Raw genomic sequence first — 22307 nt, 5'->3', positions numbered from 1 at the left:
CACGCATTGCGCTGTCATGAAAGGACTATCACGATCACCATCCCCCAGATCGTGAGGAGTGTGTTGCCGACCGCGTAGGTGACGGTGTATCCCAGACCGGGCACCTGGCTTTTTGCAGCATCGCAGACCATGCCGAGCGCTGCCGTCGTGGTTCGGGCACCCGCACAGATGCCGAACAGCAGCGCGGGATGGAATTTGAATATGTATTTGGCGATGAACATGCCGAGGATCAGCGGAACCGATGTTGCGACGATGCCCCAAAGAAACAGACTGACGCCGAGTTGCTGCAATCCGGCGACGAAACCGGGACCGGCCGTGATGCCCACCACCGCGATAAACACGTTCAACCCCACCGAGTTCATGAACCAGATTGTCGGCTCGGGAATGCGGCCGAACGTCGGATGTATCGCACGGAACCAGCCGAATGCGATGCCGGCGATGAGCGCGCCGCCCGCCGTCGACAACGTAATTGGAATCGCGCCGACACGGATCACCACTGCACCGATCAGGGCGCCCACCGCAATGGCGAGCGAGACGAAAGCCATATCGGCTACGCTTGTCGACCGGTCCAGCACGCCGATGGCCTCGGCTGCGGCGGTTGTATCCTGCGTGCGTCCGACGACGGTGATCACATCGCCGCGGTGCAACCTGGTGTTGGGCAGTATCGGAATGGGCGTCTCAGTCGGCCCGCGCTTGATCTTCCGTAAAAACACTCCTCTTGCAGCGGGGAGTGTGCTCAGTTCCTGCAGCGTCTTGTTGTCGATTGCCTTGCTGGTCACGTAGATGTCGACGCCTTCGACGGGAACCGCGAGAAGATCGGGATCGTCGATCTCCAGTGCCGCGGGCCCGATGGCGTTGACAAGTTGTTCACGGCGTCCCGCCACCGCGACGATGTCGTCGGGTTGTAAAACCAGATCGAGTGTGGCGTCCCGTATCTGGCCGTCGCGTCTGATGCGTTCAATAAAAAGCCTGCTGTTTACCGCAGCCATTGTTTCGGCCTGTGCAACTGTCAACCCTGCGGCAGGCCCGTTGCTTTGAACACGATATGCGCGGAATTCGAATTTATGCCATGCCTGACCAGCGCCGCCCAGTTCGCGCGTGGCGCCAAGGCTTGCTTCATACTCTTTGCAGGCGGCCACGAGGTCGATGCGCAATAGCCGGGGGCCGAGCGTGGCGAGTATCAGTGCAGAGCCGATCGTGCCGAATATATAGGTGACGGCATAGGCGGTCGGCATGGCATTGAGAAGCGCCTTGCTCTCGTCCGCCGGCAAGCGGAGGCGATTGATGGCGTCGGTGGCAAGGCCCATCGACGCCGAGATTGTTTGCGAGCCGGCCAACAGCCCGGCAGCCGAGCCGATGCTGTAACCCGCGACTTTTGCCGCGACCACAGGCGCCGCCAGACATAGCAGGCACTGAACCACGGAGAAAAGCGCTTGCGGAATGCCGTCCTTCGCGATGCCCCGTACGAATTGCGGACCCACGCCGTATCCCACTGCGAACAGGAACATCAGGAAGAAAACTGACTTCACATTCGGCGAAACAGTAATGCCTAGCTGGCCTATCGCTATGGCGGCGAGAAGCGTTGCCGTCACCGCGCCGAGACTAAATCCCTTGAAGCTTTTTCCGCCGACCCAATAGCCAATTCCAAGAGACAGGAAAATTGCAATTTCCGGGTAACTGCGTAGTGTTTCCGAGAGCCATGACATACGCACTCCTGATGGAAAGTACTCCGTCCAAAGGAAGCAGTTGGTCCGATACAGTTTCTCTGCGACGCCTTGTTTTCGCGACCCTATCAAGATTACATTTCCGACATTTCGCGATGTATCGGACCTTGGTCCTATTTGGTGCAGTTTCGTCGGCTTTGCCGTTTTTTTGCGAGACCCCAAGTCAGCGCGAGAGCACTACTTCTTGACGGCCGGTTCGACAGAGATGGCAAGCGCTTCGGTATACACGGCCTCCACCTGATCGCCCTTTTTTATGTTCGCGATCTGTTCCGGATCTTCGACAACCAGGTCTACTATGTTGCCCTTCGGACCCTTCAGCGTGACGGTTTTGGTTTTGGGGTGAACTGCGATTACGTCGGCGACGATTGTGACTTGTCGCCCTAATGTGCCGCCGGGTTTTTGGCCTTTGGCCGCGCGCTCCATTGAAGGCTGTTCCGAAATCGACGCGGGCTCAGTGCCGTTTTTCTTGAGACTGAGGCTTAGCGATTCGCGGTAGACCGTTGTCACCACGTCGCCTACCTTTAGCTGGTCGAAGTTGCGCGCCTCGGGGCCGACTTCGACTTCGACCATTTTTCCTTGCTGCGTTTTTAACGTGACAGTTCGGGTCGCAGCATCGATGGAGTCCACGGTCGCCGTCATCCGGCTGGTGCCTTTAATGCTGGCGTGGCCGGGAGCTTTCATCGTCTCCACATTTTCCGTCTGTGCCCACGCTGTCGGGGCGATGGCGATCATCGTGGCGATGAGTAGCGCTGTTCTGTGCTTCATTGAATTCTCCATTGGGTGAGGACACTCTTTCGTTGACAGTCCGGACATGCCGGGAATCCGCCATGCCTTGGACCACCAGGTGCAAAGCAGGGCAAGCAAGGCATTGGCATGCCGGATCGTTGGACGCCTTCTTCTGTCTGTTTGCAGTTCCTCCCTGTGGCTGTCAGTTGGGTGGCGCGATAACGCCGGCGCTGGCAACGCCACGCCACTCGTCGATGACATCGGCCACCGACACGCGCCGTCCGATATAACCCACCTGTTGTTCCACTCCCTCGGCGCGCAGGATATCGCGCGCGCTTGCATGAGCACTGACGAGCCGCAGGCGTATGCCGGCCGCTGCCAGTTCGGCGTGCAACGCCGACAGCATGCGCGCGCCCGCAAGATCGACGAACGGCGAAGCGGAGAGATCGCATATCACGAGCGAGTGTGTCTGCGCGGAAGCGCGAATATGTGCCCACACCGTGGCGCGAACATAGTCGGCGTTGAAGTAGAGCAACGATGCTTCGACCCGGAACATCAACGCGCCAGGTACTGGCTGATTGTCGGGATTGCGCTCGATGTCCGAATAGCGGCGCGTGCCGGGAATGCGGCCCAGAACCGCGACGTGCGGACAGGCAGCGCGTCTGATGAGCAGCAACATGGAGACGAGCACGGCGAAAATGACGCCTTTCAGAATCCCAAGCAGCAGCACCGCGGCAAAAGCCACCATCGCAACGAGAAATTCATAGCGGCTGACGCGCCATACGTGGCGCAGTTCGTCGATGTCGATGAGACCTTTAACCGCGATGAGCACGATCGCCGCGAGAACCACGTTAGGCAGATTGGCGAGGAGTCCTGTCAGGAACATCAGGCAAAGCCCGATCGTCACGGAAGCGAACACGAGCGAGAGGGGCGTCCTTGCGCCGGCTTTGTCGTTCACCGACGATTGGGAGAGTCCGCCGGCCACGGGGAAACCCTGAAAAAAGCCAGCCGCCAGATTCGCAGCGCCGAGGCCCAGCAATTCCTGACGCGGATCGATCTCATAGCCTCGCGTGTGCGCGATGGCGCGCGCGGCGGAGACGCTTTCTACATAAGCGAGCAGCAGACAGGCGAAGGCCAGCGGAATCACTCCGTCCACGTCGCGCAAGCGTAGGCCCGGCGCATGAAACGCGGGCAAGCCCTGTGGGATCGCACCGACGACCTTGACGCCCATCGATGCGAATGGTGTGACCGACATCAGGATGATGGAGGCCACGACTAGCAGCAGCGCGACAGGGCGCCCCGGCAGATACCGCTCTCCGAGCAGCAGCAGGACGATGACGGCTAGCCCGAACGCGAGCACCGTGAAATTCGTATCGGGCAGTTGCCGGGCGAGCACGACGATGCGCTCGAAGAACTGTTCGCCTCCACCCTGGACACCGAACAGCTTGGGCAACTGCGTGAGCGCGATCGTGAGCGCCGCGCCGGCCTTGAAGCCAAGCAGAATCGTTTCGCTGATGAAGTTGACGAGGGAGCTGAGCCGAAGTATCCATGCGACGACGCACATCGCTCCCAGCAGTATTGCCGTCAGCGCCGCGATGGACGCGAAGCGCTCAGGGTCTCCACCTGCGAGGCCCGCGACCGTCACGCCGACGAGCATTGAAATGGCCGATGTCGGTCCAACCGCAAGCTGCCGCGAGGATCCGAAGATGGCGTAGCAGAGGCCGCCGAGCAGATAACAGTAGATGCCGTATTGGGGCGGCAACCCGGCAAGCGTTGCATACGCGAGCGACACTGGAATGCCGTAGGCCGCAAGCGTCACGCCCGCAATCGCGTCGTGCCTCAGCCACTCGGCCCGATAGGCAGGAAGCCACTGCGCGACGGGAAATACCGCACGCCAGCCGGCGACACGCTCCGGGTTCAACATGGATGGCTGTGGGCGAGGCGGGTCGCTCATCGCGAGGTCTCCTTTCGCGGAGCCGGTTCGAGCTCGTAGCGGGGCGCGAACAGAGCCGTCCGGGCGTCACCCATTCACGGCGACGATCATGTACCGATTGTTCAGCATAGTGCGGGGGAGAACCGGTGCACATCGGACTTTGGTCCTGGTGCAGATTGCGGCTGTCCGATGGCATCGTCGAACGGATACGACCATGGTCCGATTGTGTTCGCCCGGCAGGCGACACAATCTTCGAAGCAGGACTGTGCGTTCCCAGGTTCGCGGCGCGCCTGCGCGACCTGCGCGAGTGCGTGACGGATAGGGACGAGTCGCACAGACACGCTGACGGCGGCCGACGGTCGATGGGCTTCGGCGCGGCGGTGAGGTTCGTCAGCGTCCATGACGATATGCGTCGACGGCGCCGCATGCGGGCCGCTGTATCCGACGGCGCGGCACGCACCGGCAGATGCAATCCGATGCCGTCATCGCGCGCCCAATCGAGGAGTCGCTGTGAACACTTACAGGGAACGCTGCTTTTGCGCGGTGCTTGCGAGCGGAGTGTTGTTTGGCTCCGCCGTGCAGGCCAAGCCGGTTGCCTATCCCGCCAAAGGGCAAAGCCAGCAACAGCAGCAGAAGGACGACGGCGCATGCTATTCGTGGGCCAAGAGCAACACGGGCATCGATCCAGCGACGGTGAACACCAGCCCGCCACCACCTTCGGGACCTGCGGTCGGCGGCGGCGAGCGTGTTAGAGGCGCCGCGCGCGGCGCCGCTGGAGGCGCAGCGATAGGCGCGATTGCCGGTGACGCGGGCAAGGGTGCCGCAATCGGTGCAGCGGGTGGCACGATGGCCGGCGGCGCGCGGGCTCGCAACAATCAACGGGCTGCAGCGGCCTCCACTCAGGCTCAATCGCAAGGGGCTATCGATACTTATGATCGCGCATGGGCCGCATGCATGCAGGGGCGCGGATATTCGGTGAAATGAGGCGAAAGAGGCATCCTAAGCGACACAACCAGTTGCGCGCCTCCCGCGACGCGGATACGAGCGCGCTGTAAGACCAAAGTCCGATTCGCCGATTCGGCCGCCATGACATCATGTAATCGGGCACGGAAAGTTTCGCCACGGCAACACTATGGAGGTGAACAATGAACAGACGGCATTTTGTGCTGACGACTACTGCTGCCGCGGCCGCCGGGACTCTGGTTCTTGCCGGTTGCACGATGACGTCCAGCAGCGGCAAGAGTGGTGAGACCGATGCTTCGAAGCGCCAGGCGATAGATGCGAGCGTCGATGGCACGTTGAGCCGGCTGTCATCGACGGTGCAAGGTTCGCGCGAGCTCATGTCAAAGGCTCAAGGCATCCTCGTGTTCCCGGACGTGAAGAAGGCGGCGTTTATCGTCGGCGCCGAGTATGGCGAGGGCGCATTGCGTTCCGGCGGCAAGACGGCCGGCTACTTCAGCGTGGCGGGAGCGTCGTTTGGGTTCCAGGCAGGGGCACAGTCGACCGCGGTCATTTTCCTCTTCATGACCCAGGATTCGCTCGCTGCGTTCCAAAGCTCGGCAGGCTGGTCGGCGGGTGGCGATGTGGGCGTTTCGATCGCCAAGGTCGGTGCCAACGGGGCTATCGATACGACGTCCGCGTCGTCGCAAGTCGTGGCGCTCGTGCTGACCAATGTCGGTCTGATGGCCGATGCGTCCGTCAACGGCGCGAAAGTGACCCGGCTGACGATATGAACGCGCCGCGCCACGTGCGCGGCTTCTCCTAGCTGTCGTCGTGCTCCGGCATGACCTGCGCGACAATGGTCCGGCTCTTCCAGAACATGTTGTGGATTCGGGACTGCAGGCGGCGCAATGCGTCCGGCGGAGTGTCGTGGAAGGTGAGCACGAGCGCGGGCCGTGCTCCGGTTCCGTGATAGCGCATGACCTGATCAAACGGCGGAAATCCGTACTTGATAAGAAAGTCCCTGATTTCGTCGTCCGAAGTGCTCTCTTCGACGTTTCCTATCCAGAGATCGGCCATGATGCGCTCCTTGAGTGTCCGTCAATTCATCGGTCGGGCCATGAGGTTGACGCCGCCGCCGCTATACGGCGGCTCTCGGGCCAAGCGCGGGATCAGCGGGGGGCGGCTCGCCATCGCTTTGATCCTGAAGGCGGCAGTTGACCCTGGCAATTAGACCAAAGTCCTACACGCGCACGGCGGTCGCTCTAATGCACCGGTTCTCCGCATGGCCTCTGTCCCGATGCAGCCACGCTAGCCTCCCAGCGCTTTCACCGCCGCGATGAGCACGACGCCGAGCAAGGCCATAGCAAGGCCCGTGCGCAGCGGCTTCAGATATTCCGCGTAGCGACCCAGCGCGACGCCAAGCACGAACAGCATGGCGACGGTGATTCCCCGTGACGTGTTCATGGCGGCCTTCACGTCGCTCAACAGCAGAAAAGGGACGACGACCGGAAAAGTGGCAATGACCACTAGCGCGAAGATGCCGGCGGCTTCGACAAAGTCCCGCGGCCCGAGTGCGTGACGACGAAGCGGCTCGATCGTCTGCAAACGCCTGCGCATACCTTCGAGTTCGTCGTCGCCCGTAATGGCCCGCACGTGCTCCGGCAATTCATCGGCAATCAGTCGGCGTGCGCCGTTCACGTCCGCGCCGAGCGCCTTGTGTGCGATGCGGCGTATCCGCGTGCGTTCGGTCGCGGTCCGCATCAGATACATGACTGCGTCAACAAGTCCCCACGCGATATTGCAGCCGAGGGCGGCAATGGTCGCCGCACGGGCCGGGTCGCGCGAGGTGGAAGCTATCGATACGGAGCCCATAATTGTCACGGCCATGAGGAGGCCGAACAGGATTTCGGAGACGCGATCGATGAGATTGAGCAACGGCACACGCTTATCCTGCTCCATGAACACCTCTTACCGATTGTTCATTGTTCATTACCTGACGGCTTCTTCGGGCGCGGCTATTCGCGCTATCGACAGATGCGCGCTGCGTTGAACCGGCTACGCCATGCATTGGATCATGGTGGCCGCTCGCCAACATCGGCCTAAGGTCCTATTGCCCGCGTCTTATCCGGCGTCGATAGTCGAGAAGGCAAACGGTGCCGCGCGGGCACGGAATATGGAGGCGAGACTATGTCCAGAATGGCCGATGCCAGCAACGTCCAAGACGCCGGACGTGCGCGCAAGCTCGACAACAAGGCGTACATGAAGGAGCTTGCGAGGCTTCATGTCGAACTGGTCCAGCTTCAGGAATGGACGAAAGCAAGCGGCGCGAAAATATGCGTGATCTTCGAGGGCCGCGATGGCGCGGGCAAGGGCGGCACCATTAAAGCGATTACAGAACGCGTCAGTCCGCGCGTCTTCCGGGTCGTCGCACTGCCTGCACCCACCGAGCGCGAAAAGAGTCAGATGTACATTCAGCGCTATCTGCCCTACCTGCCAGCAGCGGGAGAAATCATGCTGTTCGACCGAAGCTGGTACAACCGGGCGGGCGTCGAGCGTGTCATGGGTTTTTGCACCGATGAACAGGTGCAGGAGTTTCTGCGCGTCGTGCCACTCGTCGAACGCGCGATTATTCATTCAGGCGTGATTCTCCTCAAGTACTGGCTGGAGGTGAGTCCCGAGGAGCAGACGCGGCGGCTCGAAGCGCGCATCAAGGACGAGCGCAAGATCTGGAAGCTTTCTCCGATGGACATCGAATCGTACCGGCGCTGGTACGATTATTCACGCGCCCGCGACGATATGTTCGCGATGACCGATACGGAATTCGCACCGTGGCATGTCGTGATCTCGAACGATAAGAAGCGGGCACGCCTGAATCTCATTAGCCATCTATTGAGCCAGATTCCGTATGAGCCCGTGCGACGCGAAGCAATTCAATTGCCGTCGCGACAGAAGGCGAAGAGCTATCAGGAGCCCGCTTATCCGTATAAATATGTACCCGAAAAATTCTGACACGGGTTATACGGTTTGCGTATCCAGACGACTTGCGCACGATATATCAGCGCTTCGAACCTTCGGTGGTGTGACGGCGCTTCATGCCCGTATTCCAGCCCTGAAACGCAATGCGGCGCGCCATTCCAACGGCGTTCAGGCTATGTACGGACAGCCTCAATAGACCCGGTGAATCATTCAGTCTTTTTTACTTGGTCGAGATCGAGGGTCAGTCAAATATTAGGGAAAATCTGACAACAAGCCTGTCATTTCATTACGCTTAAGTATATCTTTCTCAAAAGACGCGCAGACGGAACATCGTCTTAGCCGGGTCCGCGGTCGAATACTTCGCTATTAGTGGATCGCTGCTGAATTCACAGGTCGGTGCGCTGGCTCGTCAGCGAGAAGGTTCGCGGCCACGCGGCAAGCATCGGCTGCAAACTGCTGCAAATCGACGTTGCTGCTCGACACCGTAAGGCATCCTACGGAGAGTTCGATCATGAATGGTCTCAGGCATCATCATCGCAACGTAGTATCCGAAGTCGTGGCAGCAGTTGAGCGGCTCATTTCTCCAGGGCGGGTTCGCGCCGCCGCTTCCGGTTCAGCGCTCGAGCTTATGGCGGGCACAATTAGGACACCCATGCATCTGCACGACGCAGGATTCCATCTCCCTCGCGACCGGTCGGCAGCGGGTCAGAATGCCGTGCGTCGGGACCCGCGCAGCACACGCGCGCACAGGCATTCCGCGGTAGCTCAAGCCGGACGGGCGAGCCGATTGAGCGCTGTGCTAGCCGGATATATACCCTGGTGGCACCGCCGCGCGAACGACGCGCCGTCTGCCTACGCAGGCGCCGATCTGAGGCCGCTGCTGGATGCGATGCCGGTTGCGGTGATGGTCGTCGATGACGACTATCGGGTCATGCAGGTCAATGAACCGGCGGCGGCGCTGTTCGGGTATACGACAAACGAACTGTGCAGCCTGTCCTTCATGCAGTTGTGTCCGCGCATGGCGGACGACACCGCGGACGACGCAGCGCACGACACAGCCGATCACACAGCCGACGACACAGATAAGCAGGCCATACCCTCGGGCGCCTTCGTGCCGGGTTCGCGCGCTGGGACCGCAGGCGTGCGACGCATGGCGGTCGCCCGGTGCAGGGACGGCGGCGAGCGTCCGGTCAGCGTGCAATGCACGCGATATGAAGCGGGCGCATCGCCGTGGATCGTGACTATCGTGGATCCGTGCGAACACGCGCACGCCTCCGCAGACGACCTGAAGAGTGTGCAACCCGCGCGGGTGTCGGATCTGAGCGAAATGGCGGCGGCTCTCGCGCATGAAATCAATCAGCCGCTCACCGCGATTCTCGGCAACGCGCAGGCGGCGCAGCGATTTCTCCAGTCGCCCGTAAGCGACCCTGACAATTTGCGGGAAGCGCTCGCGGACATCGTCGACGACAGCTTCAGAGCCACTGAAATTGTTCGAAAACTGCGCCAACTGGTCAGAGGCGCGACGCCCGAAACGCGGCCGCTCGCTATCGATACGCTCGTGCGCGGCGCGACCCACCTGATGCGCCGCAGTGCGCTCGCACTTGGCGTAAGCGTCACGCTCGACGTCGAGAAGCATTTGCCGCAAGTACGCGGCGACAACACGCAGTTGCAGCAGGTGATGATCAATCTGTTGCAAAACGCATTCGACGCCGTCGAACAGTGCAGTGCGGAACATCGCGTGGTCTCGGTGAGAATCAGAGCAGCGCCTCAGCAGGCAGGCGTCAGCATCACCGTGAACGATCGGGGGCAGGGGCTCAATGCGGACCAGGTCGGCGACGTGTTCAAACCTTTTTTCACGTCGAAGATGCATGGGCTCGGCCTTGGCCTGTCGATCAGCAGTTCGATAATCTCGATGCATGGCGGCCGTCTGTGGGCCGACAACAACGATGATGGGGGTGCAACATTTCACATCCTGCTTCCATCGGCGGGCGGCGCTGAAGGCCTGGCATCCGGTTCTCGCTATACGTCGTGAACGCTTCCGCTCCCGTGGTGTTCATCGTCGATGACGACGAACACGTCCGCACTGCTCTGGCACGACTGATCCGCTCCGCGGGGCATCGCGTGGAAACGTTCGCCAGTGCGGAAGCGTTTATCGAAGACGCCGATCTGGAAGCGTCTCCGGCATGTCTGTTGCTGGACCTGCAACTTCCCGATCTGAGCGGACTCGCGCTCCAACGCCGGTTGCACGAGTGCGTGCCGGTCATCGTCATCTCCGGTCATGGCGACCTGGATTCCGCTATCGATGCAATGAAGGCCGGTGCGGCTGACTTCCTGCCGAAGCCTGTCCATGACGCCGTGTTGCTCGACGTGCTGGAACGCGCGCTGGAACGGGCACGGCGCATTTTCGCCGCGCGCGCGGAACTCGCCGACATCCATAGCCGCCTGAATCAGCTTACGCCGCGCGAGCGCGAGGTGATGATGCTCGTGGTGGAAGGCTATCTGAACAAGCAGGTGGCGAGCGAACTCGGGGCGGCGGAAAAGACCATCAAGATCCATCGCGCACGTGTGATGGAAAAGATGAAAGCCGGTTCGCTTGCTGAGCTCGTCCGTCTTGCCGAGAAGGCTCGTTTGGCACAGAGCGCAGACCCCGGGCGCTAGCGGAACGCACGCGTGTCATCCGTGTACGGGCGTTCTGCCTATCCGCAAATCGTTGCAATTCCTCGTAATCCTTCGCAATCCGTCAGGGACGAGACCAAAGTCCTATTTCCGTCTACGCGCCGGACGGCTACGCTTCTCTACTCAATCGCCTTTTTGCCGCACCGTCTGAAAGGTCCGACACACCATATGGGTAATGCCACACCAACAACGGCCGTGGTCGACGATGAAGAGTCGGTCGGAAGGGCGATCAAGCGCCTGCTGAGGTCGGTTGGCATGGAGGCCGAGGTCTTCACCACAGGGGAACAGTTCCTCGACAGGCTGTCGTCGGTTCCGTCATTCCGTCCTGGCTGCGCGGTTCTCGACGTTCAGATGCCCGGCATCAGCGGACTCGATGTGCAGCGCCGGCTGGCGGGAAGTCTGATTCGCGTCGTCATCATAACGGCTCACGACGATGCCGCCGTGCGGGAGCAGGTTCTGGCCGCAGGCGCAGTCGGCTATTTGCGCAAACCATTCAACGGTTCGGTCCTGATCCGCACGGTCCAGATGGCGCTGGGCATTCCGCTCACGCCCTGACGCCGCTGTTGCCGCGTCTGCTACGCAGAGGCGCACGCGCCGCGATATGAGACCAAAGTCCCATTGCCCTGCCTTTGCGCGATGACCAAACTGGAATTCCCGCAGCCGTCAGCCGCGCTGACGCCATCCGGAGAATACGGTGATAAAGACCCCGGACGCATTTAGCCGGAGCATGCGATGAATACTGCCTCCGTTACCTGCTTGCTGCCAGGGCTGCCGGTGCGCCTTTCTCGAGCGCTGACGGGCACGCCCGACGATGCTGGGCCTATCCGGCATTCGCAGTCGACACTGCGGCAGTTGCTGATCCCGTTGCTGATGTCGATGCTGGCTCTTGCGCTGCTCGCGCTCGTCGCGGGCTGCGGCAAGAGCGAGGCATTGCCGCAACCCAGTGCGCCCGAAGTCACTGTGATGACGGTGACTCCGCGCGACACGCCTGTGCAGTTTGAATTCACCGCGCAGACAGAGAGCTCGCGTGAAGTTCAGATACGCGCTCGGGTCGACGGCTTTCTCGATCGGCGCGCGTACGTCGAGGGCTCGCTGGTGAAGACCGGGCAGACCATGTTTCTGATGGACCCGAAGCCGTTCGAGGCCGCGCTGCGTACCGCAAAAGGTCAACTGGCGCAGCAGCAGGCGCGGCACCAGGTGGCAAAGGCCAACCTGGCGCGCGTGCAACCGCTGGTGGCGCAGAACGCGTTGAGCAAAAAAGATCTCGACGACGCGGTCGGCGGCGAAGCGCAAGCCGCCGCGGCGGTTATCGCCGCCAAAGGGGAAGTGGACACCGCGAATCTGAACCTCAGCTATACGACGATCAAATCGCCGCTGACCGGCCTGTCGAGCTTCGCGCGGCAACAGGATGGCAGCTACGTTACGGCGACGCAATCGGGATTGCTGACGACCGTCTATCAGCTGGACCCGATGTGGGTCAACTTCAGCATCTCCGAAAATGAAATGCTGAGATACCGCGATCAGATTGCCACCGGACGTCTGCGCTTCCCTCCGAATAACGGCTTCACGGTGTCGCTGGTCCTGGCCGACGGCGGGGTCTATCCGGAGCAAGGCTCCATCGACTTTGCCAATCCTGCTTTCAGCACGGAGACGGGAACCTTCCTCGTGCGGGCCGTGTTCGACAATGCGAAGTCCGTCCTGCGTCCCGGACAATTCGTGCGCGCGCGCGTGGCCGGCGCGATCCGGCCCAACGCGATTCTCGTGCCTCAGCGCGCGGTGCTGCAAGGCTCGAAGAGCCACTTTCTGTGGGTCGTGGACAACGAATCGAAGGGCCATCAGCGGGTCGTCGAAGTCGGTGAATGGCAAGGCGACGACTGGTTCATCACAGACGGACTGAAGGCCGGCGAGCGTGTCGTCGTCGACGGCGCGATCCGCGTGACGGCCGGCGTGCCGCTAAAAATCGTCCAGCGGCCGACAAGCGCCGGCGGCACGCAATAAAGGACGGCAACGATGAGTATTTCCCACTACTGCATCGACCGGCCGATCTTCGCGTCCGTGATCTCCATCGTCATCACGCTGGGAGGCGCGTTGACGATGTTCTCATTGCCCGTCGCCCAGTATCCGGACATCACGCCGCCGCAGATCACGATCTCCGCCACCTATCCGGGAGCGAGCGCCGATGTTGTCGCGAACAATGTGGCCGCACCGATCGAGCAGCAGGTGAACGGCGCGGACAACATGATTTACATGAACTCGTCGAGTTCGTCGACCGGCAACCTGACCATTAACGCGTTCTTCGAAATCGGCACCAATCCGCAACTCGCGCAGGTCGACGTACAGAACCGCGTGAACCTGGCACTGCCGCAACTGCCGCAGTCGGTTCAGGCGCAGGGCGTCCAGGTGCAGAAGAAGTCGTCGGCATTCATGATGGTCATCGCCATCTATTCGCCGGACCAGCGCTTTAACAGCACGTATATCGCGAACTACGCGAACATCTATGTGCTCGATGCACTGAAGCGCATTCCCGGCGCCAACCAGTCGAGCATCTTCGGTACGCCTGACTACGCGATGCGAGTGTGGCTAAAGCCCGACCGCATGGCGCAGCTCGCGATCACGGCGACCGATGTGCAAACCGCGGTGCAGAACCAGAACCAGCAGTTCGCGGTCGGCCGCATCGGGCAGTCGCCTACGGGATCGCCCGTCGAACAGTCTTTCGCGGTGACGACAAGCGGCCGCCTCGCCGAGCCGGCGCAGTTCGAAAACATCATCCTGCGCGCGGCCAGCGAAGGTTCGGCGATCGTGCGGCTGAAGGACGTAGGCAGGGCCGAACTCGGGCAAAAAGACTATTCGATCCGCAGCCGTTTCCAGGGCAAGCCCGCCACGATCATCGCGGTTTATCAGCAACCCGGCGCAAACGCGCTGGATGTGTCGAAGCAGGTGCGCGCGAGTCTTGCGGAACTCAGCAAGTCGTTCCCGGAGGGCATCAAATACGACATCGCGATGGACACCACGGAGTTCACGCGAGCGTCCATCTCCGACGTGATCCACACGTTCTTCGAAGCGCTGGTGCTGGTCGTGATCGTCGTGTACATCTTCCTGCAAAGTCTTCGCGCGACGCTCATCCCGGTGCTGGCGGTGCCGATTTCGATTGTCGGGACGTGCATGGGCATGGCGCTGCTGGGTTTCTCGATCAACATGCTCACGCTCTTCGGGATGGTGCTCGCGATCGGCATCGTGGTTGACGACGCGATCGTGGTGATCGAGAACGTCGAGCGCAACATGACGGTCCACAAGCTTCCTCCGAAGGAAGCTGCCAAGGCGGCGATGGACGAGGTCGCGGGACCGGTCATCGCGATCGTGCTCGTGCTGTGCGCGGTGTTCGTGCCAGTGGCGTTCGTGAGCGGAATCACCGGTCAGTTATACAAGCAGTTCGCTATCACGATTGCGATCTCGGTGGTCATCTCCGGTCTCGTGGCACTGACCTTGTCGCCGGCGCTGGCCGCGGTGCTGCTCAAGAGCACCCACAAGGAAAAGAAGGGCTTTTTCCGCTGGTTCGAGAATGCGTTCGCGCGAATGACAAGCGGCTACTCGCGCGCGATCCAGTTCATCATCAAGCGCTTCGTACTAGGCTTGCTGATCTTTGTGGGCATGATCGCGCTGACCGTGGTGATCGTTAAAGCGATTCCGGGTGCGTTCCTGCCGCCCGAGGACCAGGGCTATCTGCTCGGCGCGGTCCAGTTGCCCGATGCCGCGAGCCTGGATCGCACGGCGTCCGTATCCGACCAGGTCACCGAGTACTTCATGAAGCAGGAGGCGGTCGGCAGCATCACCACGGTCGACGGTTACAGCTTGCTGGATGTCCAGAACAAGAATAACGCCAGCACCTTTTTCGTCGGCCTGAAGGGTTTCGACGAGCGCTACACGCGCGCGAACCGCAGCACGCAAAACGCAAAAGCGGTGCTGACGGACGCTTACCGGACCTTGTCGAAAGTGACGGCCGGGCTCGTCATTCCGGTCAATCCGCCATCCATTCCAGGCCTCGGCACAACGGGCGGAACCGAAGTCTGGATACAGAGCAAGGGCGACGCGACGATTGATCAGCTCGCCGGCGTCGTTCAGCAATTCATCGAGCAGGCGCGCAAGCGCCCCGAACTTTCGCGCGTGACGACGACGTTCAACGCTTCGTCGCAGCAGTTGCTGGTCGAGGTGGACCGTGAGAGGGCGCAGACGCTCGGCGTGCCGATTGAAGACATTTACAGCTCCATGCAGACGATGTTCGGCTCCCTCTATGTCTCGCAATTCAACCGCTCCAGCCGGCTGTGGCAGGTCATCTTGCAGGCTGATCCGGTATACCGCCTCAGGCCTCAGGATCTGGATCAGATCTTCGTGCGCGGCAAGAGCGGATCGATGATTCCTCTGAGGGCGGTCGCGACTTACCGATACGTCACGGGTCCCGATCTGCTGACGCGTTTCAACAATTTCCCAGCGGTTCTGGTCACGGCGAATGCGGCGCCCGGCTACAGCTCGGGCCAGGTGATCAGCACGCTGGAAGAACTCGCCGCGCAGATGCCCGGCGGCTACGGCGTAGCGTGGAGCGGTGAGGCTTATGAAGCACGCAAGTCTGGCGGGACCTCCGGCGCGGTGTTCATCTTCGGCCTGATCATGGTGTTCCTGATCCTCGCCGCCCAGTACGAAAAGTGGTCGCTGCCGGTCGGCGTGCTGATGGCGGTTCCGTTTGCGCTGTTCGGGGCATTCCTCGCGATCATGATGCGCGGCCTCGAAAACGACATCTATTTCCAGATCGGTCTCACGATGCTGGTCGCGCTCGCGGCGAAGAATGCGATTCTCATCTTCGAGTTCGCGGTGATCAACCGGGAGGCGGGCGCGTCGGTCCTGGATGCGACCGTGCGCGCGTCCGAAGAGCGGCTGCGCCCGATCGTCATGACCTCGCTCGCGTTCATTCTCGGCTGCGTTCCGCTCGCCATCGCGGTGGGCGCGTCGGCGAACAGCCGGCATTCGATCGGCACCGGCGTGATCGGCGGAATGCTGGGCGCAACCGTCATCGCTGTGTTCTTCATCCCAATGTTCTATTACGTGCTCGAATCGTGGTCGTCACGCAAGAGCGGACCGAAGACCAAGCCGGGGGCGGACGCCGGCACCCCGGTGCCCGTAACGCCTGTGGTGCCCGTGGTGCCCGCTGCGGGCGGTCCCGGTGCGCCCAACGCCACGCCTTCAGCCAGGCACGAGGACGACTGACATGCGTGGACCGGCATTCGAGCGCCTGCTCGCGGTTCTTGTGCTGACCAGCCTCTACGGCTGTCTGCTCGGGCCGAACTACGAGCGGCCAAAAACCGAGGTGCCGGCCACGTTCCGCTTCAGCATGGAACAAACCGCCGAGACCGCGAACACCGTCTGGTGGGAGCAGTTTCAGGACCCCGTTCTGAACGAACTGATCGCCGCGGCGCTCGCCGATAACCTCGACGTCAAGATCGCCGCTGCGCGCGTCGAAGAATTTCGCGGTCAGTTCGTGACGACTCGCTCCGGACTCTTTCCGCAAGTGGGAGCCAACTTCGATGCGTCGCGCCAGCGCGCGTCGCAGAGCGGCGCGGTGCCGCTGCCGGCCGGTGTCGGCGCCGTCTATAACCAGGTCGATGCGAGCGTGTCGGCGTCGTGGGAAATCGATCTGTTCGGCAAAATCAGGCGTCAAAGCGAAGCCGCGCGCGCGAATCTGCTCGCCAGCGAAGAGGGCCGCCGCGGGACGATTCTTTCTCTCGTGGCTTCCGTCGCTTCGTCCTACATCAATCTGCGCAGCCTCGACAAACAGTTGGACATTGCCAAAGCGACCGTGCAGAGTCGCGCCGACTCGGTCAACGTATTCACGCTGCGCTTCAAGGGCGGCGAGGTATCGCAACTGGAACTGGCGCAGAGCCAGTCCGAATATCAGGCGGCCCGCGCGACGCTTCCGCAACTCGAAGCGCAGATTGCAGTGCAGGAGGATGCGCTCGCCGTGCTGCTCGGGCGCAATCCCGAACCGATCGTGCGCGGCCACGATCTCGATGCGCTGGCCGCGCCGACAATCCCGTCCGGTCTGCCGTCCGATCTGCTCGAACGCCGCCCCGATCTGCTGCAGGCCGAGCAGAATCTGGTCGCACAAAATGCGCTGATCGGCGCAGCGCGTGCGCTGTATTTCCCGTCGATCTCGCTGACCGGGCTGTTCGGCTCGCTCAGCACCGACTTCGCCAGCCTGTTTTCCGGACCCGCGCGCATATGGTCGTTCGCCGGTGCGGTGTCGTTGCCGATCTTCACGGCCGGCAATATCGAAGGGCAAGTGCATCAGGCGGAGGCACGGCAACAGGAAGCGCTTTTCGCCTACCGAAAGGCGATTCAGGTCGCGTTCCAGGAAGTCTCCGATGCGCTCATCAACCTGCAAAAGTCGGGCGAACAACTGAGCGTGCAGGGCGACCAGGTGAACGCGCTCGCCATGTACGCACACCTCGCGCGGCTGCGCTACGAAGGCGGATATACGAGTTACATCGAGGTGCTCGACGCCGAGCGAAGTCTCTTCAACGCGCAGTTGAGCTACACGCAGACGCAGGGCGTCCAGTTGACGTCGTTCGTGAATCTGTACAAGGCAATGGGCGGCGGCTGGGTTATCAAGGCACAGGAACTGACGCAGCCGCCCGCCGTCCAGCAGCCGATAGCGGGCGCGCCGACAGCCGAGGCCCAACGATGACGCGCGCCACTCTTCTCGCCTGTCACGAATGCGACCTGCTGCAACGGGATGCAGGTGTTCCCGAAGGCGGCGTGCTCCGGTGCCGGCGCTGTCATGGCGAGCTTTACCGCAATCGGGCTGACTGGCTCGGCCGCGCGTTCGCGCTCTCGTTAGGCGCGACCGTTTTGCTCGTGATCGCCAACTCGTTTCCGATCGTGGGGCTCTCGGTGAACGGCACGCTGGTCAACACCACGCTGATCGGCTCGGTCCGCGTGCTGTACAGGGACGGAATGTGGCCGATCGCCGGGCTCGTTTTCGCCACCACCATTCTCACGCCCATCCTGCACATTGCGACGGTGCTGTGGTTGCTCGTGCCGTTGCGTTTGAATCGCGTGCCGTGGGCCGCCGGCGTCGTGTTCCGGCTGTCCCGTCTGGTTCAGCCGTGGGGCATGATCGAGGTGCTGATCCTTGGACTGCTGGTCGCGCTCGTCAAGCTTTCCCACATTGCCAGCGTCGTTCCGGGCATCGGCCTGTGGTCGTTCGGCGCGCTCACGCTGACGCTTGCCGCGGTGGGCGCGGCCTTCGATCCACGCAGCCTGTGGCTGCACATCGGTGCGCTGGAGCAGGGCGGCAGCAACGCGTCCGGCGAGCGTTCCGTGCTGCGCGGCTGGCTGAGCGCGGCCGAGTGCGGGCTGGTGCAATGTCACGACTGCGGCCTGCTTGCGAGGGCGCCCGCCCATGCGCACGAGCTGTCGTGTCCGCGCTGCGGAGCCTCGGTGCATCGTCGCAAGCAGGACAGCCTCGCGCGCACCTGGGCGTTTCTATTCGCCGCAATGGTGCTGTACGTTCCCGCCAACGTGCTGCCGGTCATGTACACGAGTTCGCTTTTCGGGGCCGCGAAAGACACCATCATGAGCGGCGTCGTTTATCTCTGGACATCGGGCTCGTGGTTGCTCGCGCTCGTGGTGTTCATCGCGAGCATCGCGGTGCCGATGCTGAAGATACTGGCGATCGCGTTTCTCTCACTCTCGATACAGTTTCATTCGCGCTGGAATCCCGAACAGCGCGCGCGCATCTATCGGGTGGTCGAACTGGTCGGACGGTGGTCGATGCTCGATATCTACGTCATCACCATGCTGGTCGCTCTTGTCCAGTTCAAGGCGCTGGCCACGATCCAGGCAGGACCGGCCGCCGTCGCGTTCGGCGCGGTCGTCGTACTGACCATGTTCGCCGCCATGTCGTTAGACCCGCGTCTGATCTGGGACGAGGCCACGCAAGATCATGCCGGAATCCGGAAACACACCTGAGCTGCCGGATCTTCCGGAGGCCGTGGCTGCGCCGCGCGCACGCTGGCGGCTGCAAGTCGTATGGCTCGTGCCGATCGTCGCCGTGCTGATCGGCGGATGGCTGGCCGTGAAGGCGGTTCTCGACGAGGGGCCGAAGATTGCCATCACATTCATCACTGGCGAAGGGCTGGAGGCGGGCAAGACCAGGATCAAATACCGCGACGTCGATATCGGCGTCGTCAAGGAAGTCAGTTTGTCGAGAGACCACAAGCATGTGATCGCGACCGCGGAGGTCGTGAAGGACGCGTCCGATCTGCTCGTGGACGACACGCGTTTCTGGGTCGTGCGCCCGCGCATTTCCGGCGGCACGGTATCGGGCCTTGGGACGCTGCTCTCCGGTTCGTTCGTCGGAATGGATGCGGGAGGTTCGCCCAAGGCGCGCCAGCAATTCACCGGGCTCGAGACGCCGCCCGTCATCGCAAGCGATATTCCAGGGCGCGCTTTCGTGCTCAAAAGCAAGGACATGGGCTCGGTGGATGCCGGCACGCCAATCTTTTACCGCAGGTTGCAGGTGGGACAGATCACCTCCTTCGCTCTCGATCCGGATGGCAGAAGCGTGACCTTGCACGTGTTCGTCAATGCACCGTACGACAAGTTCGTGAGACCCGATACGCGCTTCTGGCATGCGAGCGGTGTGGACATTGCATTGGACACCAACGGCGTGAAGATCAACACGCAATCGCTCGTGTCGATCCTGGTGGGCGGCGTCGCTTTCGACACGCTCGAGCATTCGCTTAACGAGCCGCCGGCCGCCGCCGGCGCATCGTTCACGCTGTTCGAGAACCTCGGCGAAGCCATGAAGCGGCAAGACCGCATTGTCACCCGGTTCGTCGCCGAGTTCGACGACTCGGTGCGTGGATTGACGGTCGGCGCGCCGCTCGATTTTCGCGGCATCACGATCGGCGAGGTGAGCGGCATCTATACCCGGTTCGACCGCGAGGCGAGAAAGCTCAGTATCGTGGTGGAGGTCGCCTTCTATCCCGAACGCTTCACGAACCGTTATGAGAGTGGACCGACCGGCGGCCCAGTGGTGAAGAACACGCGCGATTTCGCCGATTACCTCGTTTCCAAAGGCCTGCGCCTGCAATTGAGAACCGGCAATCTGCTGACCGGGCAGCGTTACCTCGCAGTGGACTTCTTCCCCGATGCCCCGAAGAGCAAAATAGACTGGAACAAAAATCCACCGCAATACCCGACCGTTCCCAACACGCTGCAGTCGCTTCAGGATTCCATGTCGCGGCTCGTGGCGAAACTGAACACCATTCCATTCGAAGCGATCGGCAAGAACGCGCAAGCAACCCTGCAAAGCGCGAATTCGCTGCTTACGCATGTCGACAAGGACGTGGTTCCGTCAGCGAGAGACGCGTTGACCGCAGCCCAGGGAACCATGACTTCCGCGAACGGCGCGCTGCAGCCGGACTCGGCGTTGCAGCAGAATGTCGGCGACGCGATGAATCAGCTCGCGCAAACGGCCGCCGCCGTGCGCACCCTCGCGGATTACCTCGAGCGCCACCCCGAGGCGCTGGTGCGCGGCAAGCGGGAGGATCAGCCATGAGACGCGGGCCTTTGTTTATCGTCGCGATGTTAGCCGCACTAATCGTGCTGCCGGTGCTCGCAGGCTCGCTGCTCGGCGCGTGCGGCAGGTCGGCTACGGCGAGCTTCTACACGCTCGGCCCTGACCGCACGCTCGGGCCGCTTACGCCGGCCACGCCGGTGAACGTGGTGGTGAGTCCGGTCACCGTGCCGGACATACTGGACAGGCCGCAGATCGTGACGCGCCTCGGTAGTAACCAGGTGACGCTCGACGAGTTTGCCCGCTGGGGGCAGCCGCTCAAGGGCGGCATCGCGCGTGCGGTCGCCGGCAACCTGGCGACGCTGCTTGGATCTCAACGGGCGTCGATATTCGATACCGGTCTGGACGCAACGCGTACGTGGCGCGTGCGGGTGGACGTGATGCGTTTCGATGCAATGCTGGGCGAATCGGTCACGATCGAGGCGCTGTGGACTGTGCTGCCCCCCGGCAAAGCCGTGCCCCTTGCCGGAAAGTCGCTTGTGCGTGAGGAGATGAGCACGCCGGGTTACGAGGCTCTGGTGTCGGCCAGCGACCGGGCGCTCGGCGGCGTGAGCCGCGAGATTGCCGCGGCCATTCAGACGAGCGCGCCTCAATAGGAAATGCGTCGGCCTGGTGTGCTGTGCATTCACGAGCGTTGCGGCGAACAGAAGCCGGCAATGCGTCGCCACTCTGCAGGGCGGCGGCGCCAGTCACGCGACGTATCGCGCAATTTGCTCGACAGAGCGGGGCCTGACGATTGTGGCGGCCGAACGCCAGGTCCGGCTGATTATCAACGCTGTGGCTGCACTTCTGCCCAGCCGGGTCCGGGATCGAACGACGTCATCGCCTTCGCCTTGGCCGCGCTGTCCGGACCCAGGTCACGCTCGTAGACCTGGCCCGCGTGACTGACCATGAAGCTTTTGATACCCGTATCGCCGTATCGCACGGGCCACGCGATGACAGCAAAGCCGCCATAGAGCTTGCCATGTGCGAGATAGTCGTAAGCGCCGCCTGGTGCGTGCGGTCCTTGCGAGGTCAGCAGCCTGTACTGGTAGCCGTGATAACCGGCATCCGCTGACTGACGCGCGCGCGCCTGAATGAACGCGGGTCCCAACGGGCTGGCCGGCGTGTTTGCCTGCGTCGGCCAGTAGAGGCCGTCCTGTTTTCCGGGCGAACTCGCGAGCTTCGACGCATAGGAAAGCAGGCCGTCGCCATCGTGGTCCGTGAGCGCGTAGTCATGCTGAGCGTCATAGATAGCAAGCATCGTCTGGATGACGGCAAGCTCGTTGCGGCCGATCCGGCGTTCCCGCATTTCTTCGGCGCCCGCCTTCATGTCGAACTGCCATCCTGTTGTCCGCTTCACGAGTGGGATGGGAAAGGTCCAGTTGTCGGTGCCGACCGCAATGCGCGCGTGTCGATCGTCGATCTGCTGCACTGTATGCGACTGAGCCCATTCATCGAGAAAGCGGCTGCGGATCTCGGCGCCGACGGGTGGAATGAGCGTGCGGAAGTTCTGACCCAGAATGGATTGCAGTGCCGTCTCTTCGTTGCGGCTGACCGCTTCGCCCAATGCGTTCATCGCGGCATCGGGAGAACGAAAGTCTTGCTCCGCATGCGCCGAGGGCAATCCGCCCAGAGCCATTGCACATGCAAACGTGAAGATGCGCAACGCGCTGTTTGCGGTGCGCCGCCGGATTCGTGACATCGATGACATGTTGTG

General features: G+C 62.0%; 18 protein-coding genes. 12 read left to right on the top strand and 6 right to left on the bottom strand.

Annotated features, from left to right (window positions below):
• Positions 1–14: 14 nt before the first annotated feature.
• The 3 genes from aspT to C8K18_RS10470 form a co-directional block, all read right to left on the bottom strand.
• Complete coding sequence (gene aspT / locus C8K18_RS10480; RefSeq protein ID WP_107707418.1) at positions 15–1706, bottom strand: aspartate-alanine antiporter; 1692 nt, start codon at positions 1704–1706, stop codon at positions 15–17.
• A gap of 195 nt (positions 1707–1901) precedes the next feature.
• Positions 1902–2489: a hypothetical protein gene (locus C8K18_RS10475; RefSeq protein ID WP_006046767.1), complete on the bottom strand. Its 588-nt coding sequence runs from the start codon at positions 2487–2489 to the stop codon at positions 1902–1904.
• A gap of 163 nt (positions 2490–2652) precedes the next feature.
• The gene (locus C8K18_RS10470; protein WP_107707417.1) at positions 2653–4404 is read right to left on the bottom strand and encodes a SulP family inorganic anion transporter; all 1752 of its coding nucleotides are present in this window, start codon (positions 4402–4404) and stop codon (positions 2653–2655) included.
• A 522-nt stretch (positions 4405–4926) separates the two neighbouring features.
• On the opposite strand from C8K18_RS10470, the gene C8K18_RS10465 reads away from it, so the two are divergent.
• Together C8K18_RS10465 and C8K18_RS10460 are read left to right on the top strand one after the other, a co-directional pair.
• Positions 4927–5367 (top strand): glycine zipper family protein, encoded by a 441-nt coding sequence (locus C8K18_RS10465; protein ID WP_044020158.1) that lies wholly within the window; start codon positions 4927–4929, stop codon positions 5365–5367.
• Between the two features lie 161 nt (positions 5368–5528).
• Positions 5529–6116 carry a YSC84-related protein gene (locus C8K18_RS10460; RefSeq protein WP_006046770.1) on the top strand — a complete coding sequence of 196 codons (588 nt, stop codon included), beginning with the start codon at positions 5529–5531 and terminating at the stop codon, positions 6114–6116.
• A 28-nt stretch (positions 6117–6144) separates the two neighbouring features.
• Here the strand turns inward: C8K18_RS10460 and C8K18_RS10455 are convergent, their stop codons facing one another.
• Together C8K18_RS10455 and C8K18_RS10450 are read right to left on the bottom strand one after the other, a co-directional pair.
• On the bottom strand, positions 6145–6402 hold the full coding sequence (locus C8K18_RS10455; protein ID WP_006046771.1) for an RNA-binding protein: 258 nt from the start codon (positions 6400–6402) through the stop codon (positions 6145–6147).
• Between the two features lie 231 nt (positions 6403–6633).
• Complete coding sequence (locus C8K18_RS10450) at positions 6634–7260, bottom strand: hypothetical protein (RefSeq protein WP_132384554.1); 627 nt, start codon at positions 7258–7260, stop codon at positions 6634–6636.
• 261 nt (positions 7261–7521) lie between these two features.
• On the opposite strand from C8K18_RS10450, the gene ppk2 reads away from it, so the two are divergent.
• The 10 genes from ppk2 (at position 7522) to C8K18_RS10400 (ending at position 21204) form a co-directional block, all read left to right on the top strand.
• Positions 7522–8334 (top strand): polyphosphate kinase 2, encoded by an 813-nt coding sequence (gene ppk2 / locus C8K18_RS10445; protein ID WP_207909684.1) that lies wholly within the window; start codon positions 7522–7524, stop codon positions 8332–8334.
• Between the two features lie 763 nt (positions 8335–9097).
• Positions 9098–10333, top strand: coding sequence for an ATP-binding protein (locus C8K18_RS10440; RefSeq protein ID WP_258196105.1), 1236 nt, complete (start codon positions 9098–9100; stop codon positions 10331–10333).
• Positions 10330–10959, top strand: coding sequence for a response regulator transcription factor (locus tag C8K18_RS10435; protein WP_006046776.1), 630 nt, complete (start codon positions 10330–10332; stop codon positions 10957–10959). The genes C8K18_RS10440 and C8K18_RS10435 overlap by 4 nt, the downstream gene beginning before the upstream one ends.
• 186 nt (positions 10960–11145) lie before the next feature.
• Entirely contained in the window at positions 11146–11532 is a 387-nt protein-coding gene (locus C8K18_RS10430; protein WP_029965773.1) for a response regulator transcription factor, read from the top strand.
• 315 nt (positions 11533–11847) lie between these two features.
• The gene (locus tag C8K18_RS10425; RefSeq protein ID WP_371026833.1) at positions 11848–12975 is read left to right on the top strand and encodes an efflux RND transporter periplasmic adaptor subunit; all 1128 of its coding nucleotides are present in this window, start codon (positions 11848–11850) and stop codon (positions 12973–12975) included.
• A gap of 12 nt (positions 12976–12987) precedes the next feature.
• Entirely contained in the window at positions 12988–16233 is a 3246-nt protein-coding gene (locus tag C8K18_RS10420; protein ID WP_107707412.1) for an efflux RND transporter permease subunit, read from the top strand.
• A 1-nt stretch (position 16234) separates the two neighbouring features.
• Positions 16235–17710 (top strand): efflux transporter outer membrane subunit, encoded by a 1476-nt coding sequence (locus C8K18_RS10415; protein WP_053859235.1) that lies wholly within the window; start codon positions 16235–16237, stop codon positions 17708–17710.
• The gene (locus tag C8K18_RS10410; protein ID WP_006046781.1) at positions 17707–18996 is read left to right on the top strand and encodes a paraquat-inducible protein A; all 1290 of its coding nucleotides are present in this window, start codon (positions 17707–17709) and stop codon (positions 18994–18996) included. Before C8K18_RS10415 ends, C8K18_RS10410 begins: the two co-directional genes overlap by 4 nt.
• Positions 18971–20590 carry an intermembrane transport protein PqiB gene (locus tag C8K18_RS10405; protein WP_029965767.1) on the top strand — a complete coding sequence of 540 codons (1620 nt, stop codon included), beginning with the start codon at positions 18971–18973 and terminating at the stop codon, positions 20588–20590. The genes C8K18_RS10410 and C8K18_RS10405 overlap by 26 nt, the downstream gene beginning before the upstream one ends.
• A complete protein-coding gene (locus C8K18_RS10400) occupies positions 20587–21204 on the top strand; it encodes a membrane integrity-associated transporter subunit PqiC (protein WP_006046783.1) in 618 nt (205 codons plus the stop codon). The genes C8K18_RS10405 and C8K18_RS10400 overlap by 4 nt, the downstream gene beginning before the upstream one ends.
• Positions 21205–21377: 173 nt before the next feature.
• Here the strand turns inward: C8K18_RS10400 and C8K18_RS10395 are convergent, their stop codons facing one another.
• Entirely contained in the window at positions 21378–22301 is a 924-nt protein-coding gene (locus tag C8K18_RS10395) for a DUF2950 domain-containing protein (protein ID WP_107707411.1), read from the bottom strand.
• Between the last annotated feature and the right edge of the window lie 6 nt (positions 22302–22307).

Source organism: Paraburkholderia sp. GV068, assembly GCF_003058125.1.
Lineage (GTDB): Bacteria > Pseudomonadota > Gammaproteobacteria > Burkholderiales > Burkholderiaceae > Paraburkholderia > Paraburkholderia graminis.
The sequence above is the reverse complement of the archived record's forward strand: the minus strand, read 5'-3'. Positions and strand labels throughout refer to the sequence as shown.